This window comes from Kitasatospora sp. NPDC001527 (assembly GCF_040298605.1).
Taxonomy (GTDB): Bacteria; Actinomycetota; Actinomycetes; order Streptomycetales; family Streptomycetaceae; genus Kitasatospora.
Genome location: NZ_JBEPAM010000016.1, coordinates 116,950 through 133,686, shown reverse-complemented (window position 1 = coordinate 133,686; position 16,737 = coordinate 116,950). Strand labels below are relative to the sequence as shown.

Annotated in this window: 12 protein-coding genes; 4 read left to right on the top strand and 8 right to left on the bottom strand. The window is 77.4% G+C overall.

Annotated elements, in window-relative coordinates; translation table 11 throughout:
* From ABT238_RS18020 to mhpA, 3 genes are all read left to right on the top strand, one after another.
* Positions 1-864 (top strand): acyltransferase domain-containing protein (locus ABT238_RS18020; RefSeq protein ID WP_350568896.1); only part of this gene is annotated, 864 nt, incomplete at its 5' end.
* A gap of 5 nt (positions 865-869) precedes the next feature.
* Positions 870-1,658: an arylamine N-acetyltransferase family protein gene (locus tag ABT238_RS18015; RefSeq protein ID WP_350568894.1), complete on the top strand. Its 789-nt coding sequence runs from the start codon at positions 870-872 to the stop codon at positions 1,656-1,658.
* Entirely contained in the window at positions 1,655-3,271 is a 1,617-nt protein-coding gene (mhpA, locus tag ABT238_RS18010; protein ID WP_350763949.1) for a bifunctional 3-(3-hydroxy-phenyl)propionate/3-hydroxycinnamic acid hydroxylase MhpA, read from the top strand. Before ABT238_RS18015 ends, mhpA begins: the two co-directional genes overlap by 4 nt.
* A 223-nt stretch (positions 3,272-3,494) precedes the next feature.
* Here the strand turns inward: mhpA and ABT238_RS18005 are convergent, their stop codons facing one another.
* The 3 genes from ABT238_RS18005 to ABT238_RS17995 form a co-directional block, all read right to left on the bottom strand.
* A complete protein-coding gene (locus ABT238_RS18005) occupies positions 3,495-4,712 on the bottom strand; it encodes a 3-deoxy-7-phosphoheptulonate synthase (protein WP_350568891.1) in 1,218 nt (405 codons plus the stop codon).
* Positions 4,713-4,717: 5 nt separating this feature from the next.
* Complete coding sequence (locus tag ABT238_RS18000; protein WP_350568889.1) at positions 4,718-7,546, bottom strand: helix-turn-helix transcriptional regulator; 2,829 nt, start codon at positions 7,544-7,546, stop codon at positions 4,718-4,720.
* Positions 7,547-7,792: 246 nt separating this feature from the next.
* Positions 7,793-8,206 carry a hypothetical protein gene (locus ABT238_RS17995; RefSeq protein ID WP_350568887.1) on the bottom strand — a complete coding sequence of 138 codons (414 nt, stop codon included), beginning with the start codon at positions 8,204-8,206 and terminating at the stop codon, positions 7,793-7,795.
* Positions 8,207-8,218: 12 nt separating this feature from the next.
* Here ABT238_RS17995 and ABT238_RS17990 point away from each other — a divergent pair, with 12 nt between their 5' ends.
* Complete coding sequence (locus ABT238_RS17990) at positions 8,219-10,930, top strand: BTAD domain-containing putative transcriptional regulator (RefSeq protein WP_350763934.1); 2,712 nt, start codon at positions 8,219-8,221, stop codon at positions 10,928-10,930.
* Here the strand turns inward: ABT238_RS17990 and ABT238_RS17985 are convergent.
* Genes ABT238_RS17985 through ABT238_RS17965 form a run of 5 tightly spaced genes read right to left on the bottom strand, consistent with a single transcriptional unit; the run spans position 10,914 to position 16,737 of the window.
* On the bottom strand, positions 10,914-11,954 hold the full coding sequence (locus ABT238_RS17985) for an LLM class flavin-dependent oxidoreductase (protein WP_350568884.1): 1,041 nt from the start codon (positions 11,952-11,954) through the stop codon (positions 10,914-10,916). The genes ABT238_RS17990 and ABT238_RS17985 overlap by 17 nt on opposite strands.
* A 25-nt stretch (positions 11,955-11,979) precedes the next feature.
* Positions 11,980-13,170, bottom strand: coding sequence for an acyl-CoA dehydrogenase family protein (locus ABT238_RS17980; RefSeq protein ID WP_350568882.1), 1,191 nt, complete (start codon positions 13,168-13,170; stop codon positions 11,980-11,982).
* Positions 13,167-14,930 (bottom strand): dipeptide ABC transporter ATP-binding protein, encoded by a 1,764-nt coding sequence (locus ABT238_RS17975; protein WP_350763894.1) that lies wholly within the window; start codon positions 14,928-14,930, stop codon positions 13,167-13,169. Before ABT238_RS17975 ends, ABT238_RS17980 begins: the two co-directional genes overlap by 4 nt.
* Complete coding sequence (locus tag ABT238_RS17970) at positions 14,927-15,778, bottom strand: ABC transporter permease (protein ID WP_350568879.1); 852 nt, start codon at positions 15,776-15,778, stop codon at positions 14,927-14,929. Before ABT238_RS17970 ends, ABT238_RS17975 begins: the two co-directional genes overlap by 4 nt.
* A complete protein-coding gene (locus ABT238_RS17965) occupies positions 15,775-16,737 on the bottom strand; it encodes an ABC transporter permease (RefSeq protein ID WP_350568877.1) in 963 nt (320 codons plus the stop codon). Before ABT238_RS17965 ends, ABT238_RS17970 begins: the two co-directional genes overlap by 4 nt.

The following is a 16,737-nucleotide window of genomic DNA, read 5'->3' as shown; positions in this document are numbered from 1 at the left end:
TACGCCTCCCACACCTCGCACGTCGAGTCGATCGAGGACGAACTCGCCGGGCTGCTGGGCGCGGTGAAGCCGCAGCCCGCCGCCGTCCCGTTCCTGTCCACGGTCGAGGGCCGCTGGCTGGAGGGCCCCGAGCTGGACGCCGGCTACTGGTACCGCAACCTGCGCCGGACCGTTCAATTCGGTGACGCCGTCCAGGCGTTGGCCGCCGCCGAGTACCGGGCGTTCGTCGAGGTCAGCGCCCACCCCGTGCTCGCCCACGGCATCGTCGAGGCCCTGGAGGCGGCCGCCGTGCGCGAGGCGGCCGTCACCGGCACCCTGCGCCGCGACGACGGCGGCTGGGACCGCGTGCTGCTCTCCGCCGCCGAACTCCACGTCCACGGCGTCCCCGTGGACTGGTCGGCGACCTACGCCGGCGCCGCCGCCCTGCGCCCCGCCGACCTCCCCACCTACCCCTTCCAGCACCGGCACTACTGGCTGGAGTCGGTGCCCGTGACGACCCGCACAGGAGAACCCCCCGTGGACACCGCCATCGACGACACCACCACCGAGGACACCCCCGGCGCCGCGCTCGCCCGCCGGCTGGCGGACCTCGGCCCGCAGGAGCGCGACGCCGTGCTGGTCGAGGTGATCCGGGCGGAGGTCGCGGCCGTCCTCGGGCACGAGGGCCCGGACGCCGTCGGGGCGGACGCCGTCTTCTTCGACATCGGCTTCGTCTCGCTGACCGCCGTCGAGCTGCGCAACCGCCTCCAGAACGTCACCGGCCTCGACCTGCCCGCCCTGCTCGCCTTCGACCAGCCGACCCCGGACCGCCTCGCCCGCCACCTGCGCGAGCTGCTCGACGAGCAGTCCGCCGAAGGGAAGTGACCGTCGTGTTCGACACCGCCGCCTACCTCAAGGCCCTCGACTACGACGGCCCGCTCGACCCCACCGCCGCGACGCTGCGCGAGCTGCACCGGCGCCACCTGATCGCCGTCCCCTACGACTCCTCCCTCAACACCGGCCGGGGAGAGGCCCTGTGGGCCGGCGTGGACATCGACCTCGACGCCGTGTTCGACGCCGTCGTGCTCGGCGGCCGGGGCGGCGTCTGCTACGAGCTGAACGGTCTCTTCCTCGCCCTGCTCCGTGAACTGGGCTACGAGACGGGGCTGTTCTCGGCCGGCATCCGCCAGGTCGACGACAGCTTCGGCCCGGACCTGGAGCACGTGCTCGGCTTCGTGCGGCTGGACGGCGAGACCTGGCTGGTCGACGTCGGCTTCGTCGGCCCGTCCTACCTGGAACCGCTGCGGGTGGTGCCCGACGAGGTGCAGCCGCAGTTCGGCACCGACTTCCGGATCGTGCGCGGCGACGGCGGCCACCACGTGGTCCAGCGCCGCGGCCGGGTCGGGGACTGGCGCGCCGTCTATCGCTTCCACCCGCGGCCCCGCGCCTTCGCGGACTGGCTGGTGCCCTCGCCGGAGCTGGACCGCTTCGCCCGGGCGCTGGCCGGCTCCGGGATCGTGGTGCGCGGCCGGGCCTTCGAGGGCGGCCAGCGGATCCTGATCGGCACCCGGCTGGTGGTCGTCGAGGACGGCACCGAGCGGATGAGCGGGCTCGCCGACCCGGAGGAGCACGCCCGGGTGCTCGCCGACATCCTGCGGAAGGGCACGGCCGCCGCATGACCGCCGCACTCTCGACCGGCGCATCCTCGACCGCCGCATCCCCGGCCGGGACCGACACCGACGTCGCGATCGTCGGCTACGGGCCGGTCGGCCAGACCGCCGCCCTGCTGCTGGCCGCCCGCGGCCACCGGGTCACCGTGCTGGAACGCTTCCCCCGGCCCTACCCGATGCCGCGCGCGGTCTCCTTCGACGGAGAGTCCGCCCGCATCCTCGCCGCCACCGGCGTGGGCGCGGCGCTGGCGGAGCACGTCGAGTCCTCCCGGGACTACGTCTGGCACACCGCCGACGGGCGGACGCTCTTCCGGGTGGACGTCGAGGAGGCCGGCCGCTCCGGCTGGCCGGACTCCAGCTCCGTCTACCAGCCGGGCCTGGAGGCCGCGCTGGCCGCCCACGGCGAGCGGCTCCCGAACCTGCGGGTGCTGCGCGGCCACCGGGTGACGGCGCTCGACGACCGCGGCGACACGGTCGCCCTCACCGTCGAGGGCCCCGGGGAGGGCACCACACTCACCGCCCGCTGGGTGATCGGCTGCGACGGGGCGAACAGCGTGGTGCGCGAGGAGGCCGGTTTCACCGCGACCGACTTCGCCTTCTTCAACGACTGGCTCACCTGCGACGTCGTCCCGCACGACGGCCGGGCGTTCGAGCCGAACAACCTCCAGGTCTGCGACCCGGCCCGGCCGCGCACCGCCGTCTCCGCCGGGCCGGGCCACCGGCGCTGGGAGTTCATGCGGCTGGACCACGAGCCGCCCGAGGAGTTCGGGAGCGAGGCCAACGTCTGGAAGCTGCTCTCGCTGTTCGACATCGGCCCCGGCAACGCGACCCTGCTGCGGCACGCCGTCTACACCTTCCAGGCCCGCTACGCCGACCGCTGGCGGCGCGGCCGGGTGCTGGTCGCCGGGGACGCCGCGCACCTGATGCCGCCGTTCGCCGGGCAGGGCATGTGCTCGGGCTTCCGGGACGCCGCCAACCTCGCCTGGAAGCTCGACCTGGTGCTCACCGGCCGCGCGGGCGAGGGGCTGCTCGACAGCTACACCGCCGAGCGGCGCGAGCACGTGCGGCACGCGCTGGCGATGTCGATGGACCTCGGCAAGGTGATCTGCCAGACCGACCCGGCGGCGGCGCGCGACCGCGACGCGGTGATGCTGGCCGCCCAGGAACGCGCCCGGCGCGGCGCGCAGGTCGGCGCCGCCCGCCCGCGGACCCCGGTCCAGCCGCTCACCACCGGCCTGCGGCACGGCGGCGCCCCGGCCGGCGACCTGGTCGTCCAGGGGCGGGTCACCGCGGCCGGGCGCCCCGCCGACCGCTTCGACGACGTGGTGGGGCGCGGGTTCGTGCTGCTCGCCACCGAACCGCCGCGGACGCTGCTGACCGACGGGGACCGCGCGTGGCTGGCGGAACTGGGCGGCCACGCCGTGCAGGTGGTCGAGGCCGGGAACGAGGAGCCGCCGCCGGGCGCGGTGGCCGACACCGACGGTGTGTACCTGCCCTACCTGGCGGCGGCCGGAGCGGTCGCGGTGCTGGTGCGGCCCGACTTCTACGTCTACGGCGCGGCCGGCGACCGGACGGCGCTGGCCGCGCTGTTCGCCGCCCTGCGCGCCGACCTGGCGGCCTGAGGCGCCGTCCGAACCACCCCGCCCGCCGGGGAACCGCCCACCCGGGCGGTTCCCAGGCGGGCGCCGTCGTCCCACCACCGTTCGTCCCGCCACCGTTCGTCGTCCCGCCACCGTTCGTCGTCCCGCCACCGTTCGTCCCGCCGCCGAGGACGCGCCCGGACACGCGGGCGGCCCGCCCCCCGTCCGCGTCGGGGAGCGGGCCGCCGGCCCTCGGGAGCGGCCGTCAGACCGCCACCGGAGCCCGCCGGGCCGGGCGCTCCAGCAGGATCTCCGCCACGATCCGCGCCAGGTCGACCGTCTGCCGGCCGTTCAGACGCGGGTCGCACCCGGTCAGGTAGCGCTCCGGCAACTGCTCCTCGCGCAGCTCCTCGCGCCCGCCGAGGCACTCGGTCACGTCGTCGCCGGTCAGCTCCAGGTGCAGGCCGCCCGGGTGGGTGCCGAGCGCCCGGTGCACCGCGAAGTAGCCGGTCACCTCGGCGGCGATCCGCTCGAAGCGGCGGGTCTTCAGCCCGGACGCCGCGACCTCGGTGTTGCCGTGCATCGGGTCGCAGAGCCAGACCACCGGGTGCCCGGCCGCCGTCACCGCCTCCACCAGCGGCGGCAGGACGTCGGCCACCCGGTCCGCGCCCATCCGGCTGATCAGCGTCAGCCGGCCGGGGACGCGGTCCGGGTCCAGTGCCTCCGCGTAGGCGACCGCCTGCTCCGGGGTGGTGCCCGGGCCCAGCTTGAGGCCCAGCGGGTTGGCGATCCGCCGGGCCAGCGCCACGTGCGCGCCGTCGAGTTCCCGGGTGCGCTCGCCGATCCACAGGAAGTGGCCGGACAGGCCGTAGCCGTCGCGCACCAGCGGCACCTCGTAGTCGAGCAGCAGGGCCTCGTGGCCCGCGAACAGCTCGGTGCGGGTCGCGGCGGCCACCGACTCCAGGACGCCGAGCGCCTCGCCGGCCCCGGCGTAGGCGGTGAGCATCCGCTCCGGGTCGGGCGTGCGCGCCCCGGCCGTCGCGGCCTGGCCGTTGACGATGTCGCCCCGGTAGGCGGGCAGGCCGTCCGGGCCGACCGGGCTGGAGCGCGGCTTGGCGTACTGCCCGGCGACCCGGCCGACCGGCACCACCGGCAGCCCCGAGGCGACCTCGAACAGGGTGGCGCAGTGCAGCAGGGCGTGCAGGTTGGAGCGCACGTGCTCGGCGGTGTTCCCGGCGAAGGTCTCGGCGCAGTCCCCGCCCTGGACGACCAGGGCCCGGCCGAGCGCGGCCTCGGCCAGCCGCTCGCGCAGCCGGTCCACGGCGGCGGGCCGCACCAGCGGCGGCAGGGCGCCGAGCGCGGCGCGCACCTCGCGCACCCGCTCCCGGTCCGGCCACTGCGGCTGCTGGCCGGCGGCCCGGCCCGCCAGGGCGCGGGCGAGCGCGGGCCCGGTGTCGTCCTGTACGAGGGGTGTGGTGGTCATCGGTGTCATCCCGTCTTCCTCAGGTTGGCCCACAGATCGGCGGGCAGGTCCTTGCGTCGGCGGACCCCGAGCTTGCGGTAGACCCGGGTCAGGTGCTGCTCCACGGTGCTCGCCGTGACGTAGAGGCGGCCGGCGATCTCGCGGTTGGTGTAGCCGAGCACGGCCAGCGAGGCGACCCGCCGCTCGGACTCGGTGAGCGCCCCGACCCCGCCCGGGTCGGGGGCGCCGTCGGTGGCCGGGCCGCTCTCGCCGAGGTCCGCCGAGACCGAGAGCAGCTCCTGGGCGAGCGGGTGCATGGCACACATGGTCGCCACGTGCAGGGCCTGGCGCAGCAGGAGCCGCGCCCGGCGCTTGTTGCCGGCCGCCTGGTGCACCCGGCTCAGGTCGGTGAGCACCCGCACCTGCTCGTACCGGTCCCCGGCCGCCTCGGTGAGGTCGACGGCCTCGGTGAGCAGCGGCCCGCGCCGCCCGGGCGGGCCGGCCGCGGCGAGCAGCCGCAGCGCCGGGCCGCGGGTGTGCGGCAGGTCGGCGTCGGCCCGGCTGAGCTGTTCGTGGATCAGCCGCCAGGCGCGGTCGCGGTTGTCCAGCCGCAGCCAGGCGTCGGCCGCGTGGGTGCGCCACGGCACCACCCCGGCGCCGTCCAGGCCCCAGGTGCGCAGCAGCTCGCCGCAGGACAGGAAGTCGGCGAGCGCGGCGTGGCCGTGGCGGGTCGCCAGGTAGTGGTCGCCGCGGGCGAACAGGTAGTGCAGCCCGTAGAGGCTCTGGAACATCGTCTCGCCGACGGCGTGGCTGAGGTGCTTGGCCGCCGACCGGTGCTCGCCCATCCGGCTCTCCGCCGTCACCAGCGTGCCCAGCGGCAGGCCCACCGCGATGCCCCAGGCGGCGGGGCTGAGGTGGGTCAGCGCGGCCCGGCTGCTCTCCGCCGCCTCGGCCAGTTCGCCGAGGCGCAGCGCCGACTCGGCGTGCGCGGCGGCGTACCGGGCCGTCGCGGTCGGGGCCTCGCGGCGCGTGGCGGCGGTCAGCAGCCGCTGGCTCCAGAGCGCCGCGGTGTCGGCGCGCCCGGCCTGCAGCAGCACCCGCAGGGCCAGCAGCGCGGCCTCCTCGGCCCAGATCGTGCGGCCGTGCAGGTGGGCGTCGTGCAGCACCTGCCGGGCACGCTCGACGGCCTCGCCGGCCCGGCCGCGGGCCAGTGCCCCGGCCAGCGCGCCGGCCGCCCGCAGCTGCGGGTCGACGTCCGGGGCCACCGCGTGCCGCAGGTCGGCGGGCAGCGCCGGGAGGCGCCGGCCCCGGGCCAGGCCCGGGTGGGTGTAGGCGAGCCAGGTCTCGGCGTCGCGCAGCGCGCCCGTCTCGGCGGGGGCGGCCGGTGCGGCGGGGCCCGCCGGTCCGCTCCGCGCCCGCAGCAGGTCCAGGACGGCCAGCGCCTCCTCGCCGCGCCCGTGCCAGAGCAGCTGCCGGACCAGGACGAGCGCCTCGGCGAGCCCGAGGTGCCCGGCCCGCACGGCCGCCGTGAGCGGCACCAGGTGACGGGCCGCCTCCGAGGGGTTGAGCTGCCACTCGGCCTGCGCCAGCCGGTGCCGGAGCACCGCCCGGTCGGTCTCCTCGGCGGCCTCCTTGTGGGCCAGCCGCAGGCAGGCGACGGCCGTGCGGTGGCGGTGGTCCAGCAGCGCGTGCTCGGCCGCCTCGCTCAGCGCGGCCACCGCCCACGGGGCCGGCGCCCGGCCGGCCTCGACCAGGTGCCGGGCCACCTCGGCGGCGGGGCCGCCCGCCTCGTGGGCCAGCTGGGCGGCCCGCAGCCGCAGGTCGGTCCGCTCGTGCGGGGCGAGGTCCTCCAGGACGGCGGTGCGCGCCGCCGCGGTGCGCAGCCGCCCCTCGCCGTCCAGCAGTCCGGCGGCGCTGAGCGCGGAGCGGATCCGGCCCACCGCGTCGGCGCTCTCCCGCTCGCCCAGCAGCCGGGCCACGTCCTCGGCCGGGGCGTCGTCGCCCAGCACGGCCTGCGCCTGGACGACCCGCAGCACGCCGGGCCCGGCCCGGTGCAGGCAGTTCAGCAGGGCGGGGCCGTAGCGCGGTTCGGGCTCGTCGGCCCGGTCCAGGTGCTCCTCGACGAGGGCGTGCAGCAGCAGCGGGTTGCCGCCGGCCACGTCCACCAGCCCGGGGCCGCGGCGGCGGGCCGGTTCCTCGCCGAGGCCCTCGGCGACCAGCCGCAGCGCCCCGGCCCGGGACAGCGGGGCCAGCGTCAGGCGGTGCGCGTGCGGGTGGCGCAGCAGTTCGGCGTGCACCCGGCGGCGCGCCGGCCAGGCGGTGCCGCCGTCGGTGAGCACCAGCAGCACCCGGCTCTGCGGCAGGTGCCGCACGAGGTGGCGCAGGAAGTGCAGGGACGCCTCGTCGGCGTGGCCGATGTCCTCGACGCAGAGCAGCACCGGGGTCTCGGCGGCCACCGCGAGCAGTGCCGCGGTCAGGTCGCGGCAGGCGCGCAGCAGTTCCACCGCCGGCGGGCCCGCCGGGTCGTCGCCGGCGTCGCCGGCGGCCGCCTCGGCGAGCACGGCCGGGTCGGCCGCCGCCGCCAGTCGCTCGGCGTGGCCGGCCGGCCAGGCGGGGGAGCGGGCGATCCGGTCGGCGACGCCGAACGGCAGGTCCCGCTCCTGGGCGGAACAGTCGGCGCCGACGACCAGGACCCCGCGCCCGGCGGCCCGGGCGGCGAACGCCCGCAGCAGCGCGCTCTTGCCGCTGCCCAGGGGGCCGTCGAGCAGGGCCACCCGGCCCGCGCGGCCGAGACAGTCGGCGAGCAGGTGGTCGAGTCTGTCGATGTGCGCGTCACGTTCCAGCAGGGCAGGCACCTGGTACCCCCGACCTCATCTCTTGTGGATCCGGCCGCCGGTTCTCCCGACGGCCCCCCGGGGCTGCGGCGACGGCCGCCCGCTCCCGGTCGGTCCCATCATGGGGACACCCCGCCCATCGGCCGGGAACTGGCCGCCCATGGGCGGGGCATTGCCGTCAGGGCCGCCGGGCGGGGGCCGTGAAATGCCCGGGCGGACCGCCGGCCCGGCTTGCCGGCGGTATGCCGGGGCGGATTTGACGGGCGGTCAATGGAGAACCCGGGCCGCCCTGATGTACCATCGGGAACATTCTTCGGAATGGTGTTTTCCGGATTCGCCGAGAGTCGAGGGGGCAGGGTGCGATTCAATGTTCTGGGGCCGCTTGAAGTGCTCTCCGACGGCTCCGAGGTGCCCATACGCGGCCTTCAGCAGCGGGCGCTGCTGGGTGTTCTGCTGCTCCGCGCGAATAGCGTGGTGGGAATCAACGAGATAATCGCGGCGCTCTGGGGCGACGATCGTCCGTCCACGGCCCGGAAAATGGTGCAGAACTCGGTGGCCGGGCTGCGCCGGGCATTCCAGGCGGTTCCGGCCGGGCCGGGCGGGAATGTCGCGCTGAATACCACTGTGCCCGGTTACCTGCTCAAAATCGACCCGGCACAGCTCGATCTCACGGAATTTCATGAGCTTGTCACATTGGGTCGGGCCCGGCTGGCGGCCGGCGCCTGGGCGGAGGCCTCGGAGCTGCTGCGCCGGGCGCTCGGCCTGTGGCGCGGCCCGGTGCTCGCCGACGTGACCGAGGCCGGGCTCAACTGGCCCGAGCTGGCCGCCCTCCAGGGTACCCGGCTGGCCGTCCACGAGGACTGCATCCAGGCCGAGTTGGCGATGGGGCGGGACCGCGAGCTGATCGGCGAACTGGAGCACCTGCTGGAGGCCGAGCCGACCCGCGAGCGGCTGGTCGCCCAGCTCATGGTGGTCCTCTACACCTGCGGGCGCCAGCCCGAGGCGCTGGAGCGCTACCGGCGCACCCGGGACCTGCTCGCCGACCGCTTCGGCCTGGAGCCCGGCCGGGACCTGCGGCGGCTCCAGCGCGCGATCCTCAGCCACGAGCCGGTGCCGGCCCTGCGGCTCACCGGCGGCACCGTCCCGGAACTGGCCGCCGTGCCCCGGGTCCCGCAGCCGCTCCCGCCGTCGCCGTCGTACCCCTCCGCGCTCCGGACGGTGCGGCCGGCCGCGGAGCGCGTCCCCCCGCAGCCCGCGCCGCAGCACCGCCCCCGCCCCGCCGCGCCCGCCGTCGCCGAGGCGCCCGCCCCCGCCGGGGCCGTCCCCGGGCACGCCCGGCGCCCCGTCTGGGAACGGGTCGAGCGGCGCCGCGCCAGCGTGGTCATGGTCCGCGCCCAGTGGCCGGCCGGGGGCGGCGCGCTCGCCCCCGAGCGGATCGACCACGCCATCAAGGAGCTGACCGCCGACATCCGCCGGGAGACGGAGCCGTTCGACGGACTGGTGCGCCGCGCCTTCGGCTCGGTGTGGCTGGTGGTGTTCGGCGTCCCGAGGGCCCACGAGGACGACGCCGAGCGGGCCCTGCGCGCCGCGCTCGCCCTGCGGCGGCACTTCGCGGCTCCCGGGACGGCACCCGGCGCGGGCCCCGAGGCGGTCCCCGCCCCCGGCAGCGAGGCCGGCGCCGCCCGCCCGGTCACCCATCTGGTGGTCGGCAGCGGCGAGGTGGTGGTCACCTACGACGCCGAAGCGCCCGAGCCGGTGGAGGTCACCGGCGAGGTCCTGGACGCCTGCCACGACCTGCTGCTGCGGGTCCCCCGGGGCGAGCTGTGGGCCTGCGCCGCCACCGTCGGGGCCGGCGGCGCGGACCTCGGATTCGCCCCCGTCGACGGCACCCCCGGCGTCCACCGCCTGACCGGCGGGCGCCCCGCCGGCCGGGCGCTGCCCGGCAGCCCCGCCGAGCCGCCGTTCCTGGAGCGCACCCATGAGCTGAACCTGCTGCGCGGCGCCCACCAGGACGCCGTCCGCCGCCAACTTCCGCACCTGGTCACCGTGCTGGGCGAGCCCGGCATCGGCAAGACCAGGCTGATCCGCGAGTTCACCGCCACCCTGCCCGCCGCGCCGGACCGCCCGGCCCCCCGGGTGCTGCACGCCGGCACGCCCGCCTTCGACGCCCACACCCCGTACGAGCCGCTCGCCGGTGTGGTCCGCGCCTACGCGGGCATCCGCCCGGGCGCCCCGCCCGCCGTCGTGCTGCCCGCGCTCACCACCGTGGTGCGCGCGCTGTTCCCGCACGCCGCCGCCGACCGGGCCGTCGCCGCGCTGGCCGCCTGCCTGGGCCTGCCCGCCCCGGCCGCCGCCGCGGGCCGGCCGGTCCCCCGGGAGGAGGTGCTGGACGTGCTGCGGCAGTTCATCGAGGAGGCGGCCGCCGAACGCCCGCTGGTGGTGGTGCTGGACGACCTGCACCGCGCCGCCGGCTTCGTCCGCTCCTTCGTGGAGGAACTCACCGTCCGGCTCGGCCCGGTGGCCCTGCTGATGGTCGCCGGCGCCCGCTCCGAACTCCTCCACAGCACGCCGTCCTGGGGGTGCTCCAAGCGCCGCTCGGTGCTGCTGCACGTGGCGCCGCTGTCCACCGCGGCCACCGCGACCGTCGTCGGCGCCGCCGCCGGGCGTGCCCGGCCCACCCCCGCCGACGACCGCCGCGCGGTGCTCGCCGACGGCAACCCGCTGTTCGCCCAGGCCTACGCCCGCACCCCCGCCACCGGCGCGGGCCCGGCCGCCGGGCACCCCGAGGCCGTGCTCGCCATCGCCGCCGCCCAGCTCGACGGCCTCGACCGGACCGCCCGCTCGGTGCTGCGCGACGCCGCCGTGGTCGGTACCACGCTCTGGCGCGGGGCGGTGGCCGCCGTCAGCCTGCGGGACACCGAGGAGGTGGCCCGCGTCCTGGAGGCGCTGGAGGCCCGGGAGCTGCTGCGCCGGGTGCGCCGCAGCGGCGTGCCCGGCGACGTCGAGTACGCCTTCCGGCACGCCGTCAGCCGGGACGTCGCGCTGGCCCAGCTGCCCGGCCGCGTCCTGGTCGAACGCCACCTGCGGGCGGCCGCCTGGGCGGGCCTGCTGGAGGTGCCCCGGCCCGGCCTGCTGGCCTTCCACCACGACCGGGCGATCGCCCTGGCCGAGGCCGACGGCACCCCGGTGGAGACGATGGAGCGCCGGGCCTGGGAGGCCCTGGTGGCGGCGTCCGCCCGCGCCGCCGCCGCGGGCGACGACGCCCTCGCCGTCCGCTGCCTGGACCACGCCCTGGACCGCTGCCCGCCGGGCGAGCCCGAACGCGTCTGGCTCGCCACCCACCACCGGCGCATCCTCGACAGCCTCGGCCCTGCCCGCGCGCGGCACCTCACGCCCGGGCGCTGACCCCGGCCGGGACCGGCAGCGTGTCGGCGATCTCCCGCACCCGCTCCAGCGAGCGGATCTTCTCGTCGGCGTCGGTGACGTTGTTGGTCACCATCAGCTCGTCCGCGCCGGTGCGCTCCAGCAGGTCCGCCAGGGCGCGGCGGACCTCCCCCGCGTCGCCGACCGCCTGGGCGCCGAGCAGCGCGTCGGCGGCGGCCCGCTCGGCGTCCGTCCACGGATAGGCCTGCGCCTCCTCGACGGTGGGCAGCGGCGCGGTCGGCGCGGCGCCGTCGAGCCGCAGCACCGGGAAGAGCGCCGGGGCGGCCAGCCGGCGCGCCTGCTCCGAGGTCTCGCCGCACACCGTGAAGGCGGTGACGATGGCGTGCGGGCGCTCGGCCCGGGCCGAGGGGCGGAAGTTCTCCCGGTACGCCCGCAGCGCCTCCTCGGTGCCGCGCGAGTTGAAGAAGTGGTGGGCGAACGCGTACGGGAGCCCGCGCCGCCCCGCCTCCACCGCGCTGCGCACGCTGGCGCCGAGCAGCCAGGCCTGCGGCGGCCGCGGCGGCTGCGGCAGCGCCTCCAGCCGGTGGTAGGCGTGCCCGGCCGGGAAGCCGTCGCCGAGGAAGCGCAGCAGCTCCTCCAGAGCGGCGGGGTAGTCCTCCTCGGGCGCCCGGCGCAGGGCGTGGGCGAGGACCGGGTCCGCGCCGGAGCGGCCGATGCCGAGGTCGACCCGGTCGGGGAAGAGCGCGGCCAGCGTCCGGAAGGCCTCCGCGACGGCGTAGGGCGGGTGGTTGGGCAGGATCACCCCGCCCGCGCCGATCCGGATCCGGCCGGCGCGCTCCCCGAGGGCGGCCAGCAGGACGGCCGGGACGGACCCGGCGATACCGCGCGAGTTGTGGTGCTCGGCCACCCAGAACCGGGTGCAGCCGAGCCGGTCGGCGGCCTCCACCAGCCGGCGGGTGCCGGCCAGGGTGTCGGCCGGGCGGCCGGCCGTGTCGATGGACGAGATGTCCAGGACGGACAGGGGGATCGGGGGCGTGCTGGTCATGCCGGGGTGCTCCTTCTCGCGGGGGTCACGCGTACCAGGTGGGCCGGGGGGTCTCGCCGTGCAGGAGGTGGCGCCCCACCGCCCGGGCGCGCGCCGGGTCGTCGTCGTGCGCCCGCCGGGCGCGGGCGTCGCGCCAGTGGCGGTCCAGCCCGGCCGCCGCCCGGGTGCCCCCGGCGCCCGCCGCGGCGGGGGCACCGGCGGTGACCGCCTCGGCGGCCTCGCCGGCCTGCGCGGCCAGCGCCGCCACCCGTACGGCGTGCCGGCCGCGCTCCTCCTCGGTCACCGTGCGGCGGCGGGCGTGCAGGGCGTCGGCCTCGGCGCCGACCGCGTCGGCGAACGCCTCCACCGCCCAGAGCCGGGAGGCGAGTTCGCCGAACCGCCGGTCCGCCTCCGCCACGGCCGGGTCGGCCTCCTGGTCCCGCGCCCCCTGCTCGCGGACCTGACGGGCGGCGGCCTCCAGCGCCCCGCGGGCGGCGCCGATCAGCACATTGGCCCGGGCGAGCTGGAAGGCCGGGGCGAGGAAGCCGTTGTAGACCCGGGGCACGAAGGTCTTGTCGACGTGGCCGAGCGCTCCGGTCCACGGGATGTCCGCGGAGTCGGCGACGACCGTGCCGGCCACCAGCGCGCGCAGCCCGAACTCCTCCTCGGCGGGCTCGAAGGACAGCCCCTCGTGGGCGCTCATGGCGAGCGCGCTGATCGGGGTGGCGCCGTCCTCCAGGTGGCCCTCCAGGATGGTGATGTCGGAGACCGGGTGGCCCAGGACGCGCTCCAGCCGGCCGTGGAAGTGCATGTGCCCGCCGGTGTCCCGGATCACCAGGGGTGCCGAGCGAGGCCGCGCCGAGCCGCTGAAGAACCACCGGGCGCGGGCCGCGACCTCGCCGATGTGCTGGATCTTCTCCTCGGTCCCGATGAACTCGGCGATGGACACCCAGACGTAGTGGTGGGCGAGCAGTTCGGCGACCGAGGCGTCGGCCGCAGCCAGGACGCGCACCACCCGGTGCGCGGTGGACCAGTCCTGGCCGCCGCCACCGTGCTCGACCGGCCCGAGCAGGGTCACCAGCCCGGTCTCCTTCAGCAGCCGGATCTCCCGCACCGGCGCCGCGCCCTCGCGGTCGCGCCGGGCGGCCCCGGGCGCCAGCTCCCCGGCCACCGCCTCGGCCCGCCGCAGCCACTTCTCGGCCCCGCCGGGGGCGGCCTCTGTCGTCGTGTCGGTCATTTCTCCCACTTCGTGATGTGCTCGTGCTCGCCGTCGTGCCCGCCGGCCCGCTCGCTCTCGTGCCCGGTGCCGCGGGCGTCCCCGGCCGTACCGGGCGGCAGCCGCAGGACGGCGTCCAGCAGGGCCCGGGTGTACGGGTGGGCCGGGGCCGTGAAGATCCGTTCGGTGTCGCCCTCCTCGACGACCGACCCGCCGCGCATGATCAGCACCCGCTCCGCGACCTGCCGCACCACGGCCAGGTCGTGGGTGATGAACAGCAGCGCGATGCCCGTCTCGCGCCGCAGCCGGTCCAGCAGCTCCAGCACCTGCGCCTGCACCGAGACGTCCAGCGCCGACACCGGCTCGTCGCACACCAGAACCTCGGGACCGGTGGCCAACGCCCGTGCGATGGCGACCCGTTGGCGCTGACCGCCGGAGAGCTGGTGCGGCCTGCGGTCCAGCAGCTCGGCCGGCAGCCCGACCTGCGCGAGCAGCTCGGCACTGCGCCGGGCCCGCTCGGCGCGCCGCAGTCCCGGCAGCGCCTCGCCGACGATCCGCGCCACGGTGAACCGGGGGTCCGCCGAGGCGTACGGGTCCTGCTGGACGAACTGGACCGCGGGCCGGGCGGGGCGCCGCTGCCGTTCCGGCAGCGCGGACCAGGGCCGCCCGTGCAGCAGCACCTCCCCGGCGTCCGGGCGGGTGAGGCCCATCGCGACCCGCGCCAGCGTGGTCTTGCCCGAGCCGGACTCGCCGACCACGCCCAGCGCCTCGCCGGCCCGCAGGGTGAAGGCCACCTCGTCCAGCGCCCTCGGCCCGCCCGGGGCGAAGGACTTCACCAGCCCCCGCCCGGCGAGCACCGGCGGCTCCCCGGAACCGGAGTCGGTGTCGGAACCGGTGTCGGAACCGGTGTCGGGGCCGGACGCGGCCGAGGAGCCGGGCCGCCGGGCCGCCGGCCGCCCCGAGGGCACCGCGGCCAGCAGCATCCGGGTGTACGGGTGCTCCGGGGCGGACAGCACCCGCCGCGCCTCCCCGCTCTCCACCGCCTCGCCCTGCCGCAGCACCAGCACCCGGTCCGCCAGCTGCGCCACCACCGCCAGGTCGTGGCTGACCAGCAGCAGCCCGCGGCCCTCGTCCTTGAGCCGGCCGAGCAGCCGCAGGATCTGCGCCTGGACGATCGCGTCCAGCGCCGTGGTCGGCTCGTCGGCGACCAGCAGCGGCGCCCCGGCGGCCAGCGCGGAGGCGATCAGCGCGCGCTGCCGCAGCCCGCCGGAGAGCTGGTGCGGGTACTGGGTGCGCCGGGCCTCCGGCTCCGGCACGCCCACCTCGGTCAGCAGCTCCACCACCCGGGCCGCCGTGCCGTCCCGGCCGGCGCCGCCGTGCAGCCGGGCCGCCTCGGCGATCTCGGCGCCGACCGTGCGCAGCGGGTCCAGCGCGGTCAGCGCGTCCTGGAAGACCATCGCGACCTGCCGGCCGCGCACCGCCCGCCACTGCCGCTCGCGGTAGCCCGAGGCGTCCGCCCCGGCCACCTCCAGCGTCCGCGCGGCCACCCGGGCCCGGGCGCCGGCGAGCCCGATCAGCGAACGCGAGGTGACGGACTTGCCCGAACCGGACTCGCCGACCAGCGCCACGCACTCGCCGGGGCCGACGGCCAGCGACACCCCGTCCACGGCGGGCCGCGCCGCACCGGGGAAGGTGACCCGCAGGCCCTCCACCCGCACCAGGTCGCCCGCCTGCCGCGCCTCCGCGCCGGCCGTCGTCGGCTTCGTCTCCGTGGTCGTCATCGCACCGCCTTCAGATGGAGCGAACGGCCGATCAGGGTGGTGCAGACCACCACCGCCGAGACGGCCAGGCCCGGCGCGATCGAGATCCACCAGGCGGTCTGCAGGAAGTCCTTGCCGTCGGCGACCATCGACCCCCAGTCGGCCTCCGGCGGGACGGGACCGAGGCCGAGCACGCTCAGCCCGGAGCCCGAGATGACGGCCGAGCCCAGCCCGATGGAGGCCAGCACCACCAGCGGCCCGCCGACGTTGGGCAGCACGTGCCGCAGCACCGAGCGCCAGGCCGGCACCCCGAGCACCCGCGCGGCCTCCACGTACTCCGCGCGCAGCACCAGCCGGGCCTGCCCGCGCACCAGCCGGGCGTAGTTGGGCACCCCGGCGATGCCGATGGCGAGGGCGACGTTGACCGTGCCGCCGCCCAGCAGCGCCACCACGAGCAGCGCGAGCAGCAGTTCGGGGAAGCCCAGCAGCACGTCCACCACCCGCATCAGCAGGAAGTCGACGCGCTGCCCGCCGCACCCGGCGAGCAGGCCGAGCAGCGCGCCGCCGCCGACCCCGACCAGCGTCGCGCCGACGGCGATCAGCAGCGACAGCCGGGTGCCGTGCACCAGCCGCGACCACACGTCGCGCCCGAGCTGGTCGGTGCCCAGCCAGTGGTCCGCGCCCGGCGGGCGCAGCGCCGAGGCGACGTCGGTCGCCTCGGGGGCGTGGGTGGCGAACAGGCCGGGGAAGGCCAGCACGACGGCGACGGCGGCCAGCAGCACGAGCGGCGCCAGCCGCGCGGGCGAGCGCAGCAGCGCGCCCCGGCGGGCGGCGGCCGGGCGCCCCGGCAGGGCGGTGACGCTGCTCATGCGGGCCCTCCCTCGCGCAGCCGGGGGTCGATCAGCGGGTGGAGCAGGTCCACCGCGGTGTTGATGAGGACGAACGCCGCGCTGGAGATCACCACCAGCGCGCTGACCACCGGCAGGTCGCGCGAGCCGACGGCGTTGGCCAGCACCCGGCCCAGACCCGGGCGGGTGAAGATGTTCTCCACCAGCACCGCGCCGCCGAACAGGCTGCCCAGCACGAACCCGGCCAGCGTGGTCAGCGGCAGCAGCGCGTGCCGCAGGGTGTGCCGCAGCAGCACGGCGGTGGCGCCGAGGCCGCGCGAGCGCGCGGTGAGCACGAACGGGCGGCCGTCGGCGCTCTCCAGCTCCTGGCGGATCACCTGGGCGAGCACCCCGGCCAGCGGCAGCGCCAGGGCCAGCGCCGGCAGCACCAGCGCGGCCGGCCCGTCCGCCCCGATCGAGGGCAGCGCGTGCAGCTGGTAGGAGAACACCGTCAGCAGGATGATGCCCAGCCAGAACGAGGGCATCGAGACCATCAGCAGCTCGACGACGCCGGCCGCGCCGCGCACCGCCCGCCCCCGGCCGGCCGTCAGCACGGCCGCGAGCACCGCCAGCACCAGCGCGGTGACCAGCGCGGCGAGCGCCAGCTCGACGGTCGGCCCGAGCTGGCTGCCCAGCAGCCGCTCGATCGGCTCGTTCAGCTGGTACGACCAGCCGAGGCCGCCGCCCGCCAGCCGGGCGAGCTGGCGGCCGTACTGGACGAGCAGCGGGTCGTCGAGGCCGTTCTCGGCGATGACCTGGTCGCGCAGCGCCGGGGTGGCGGCGGCGCCCGGCCCGATGAGTCCGTCCACGATGTCGCCGGGGGCGAGGTGGAGGGCGAAGAAGGTCACCGTGAGCGTCCCCCACACCACCACCAGCCCCGCGGCCAGCCGCCGGGCCGCGAACCTGGCCCAGGGCGGCACCTGCCGGACACGGTCGGCCAC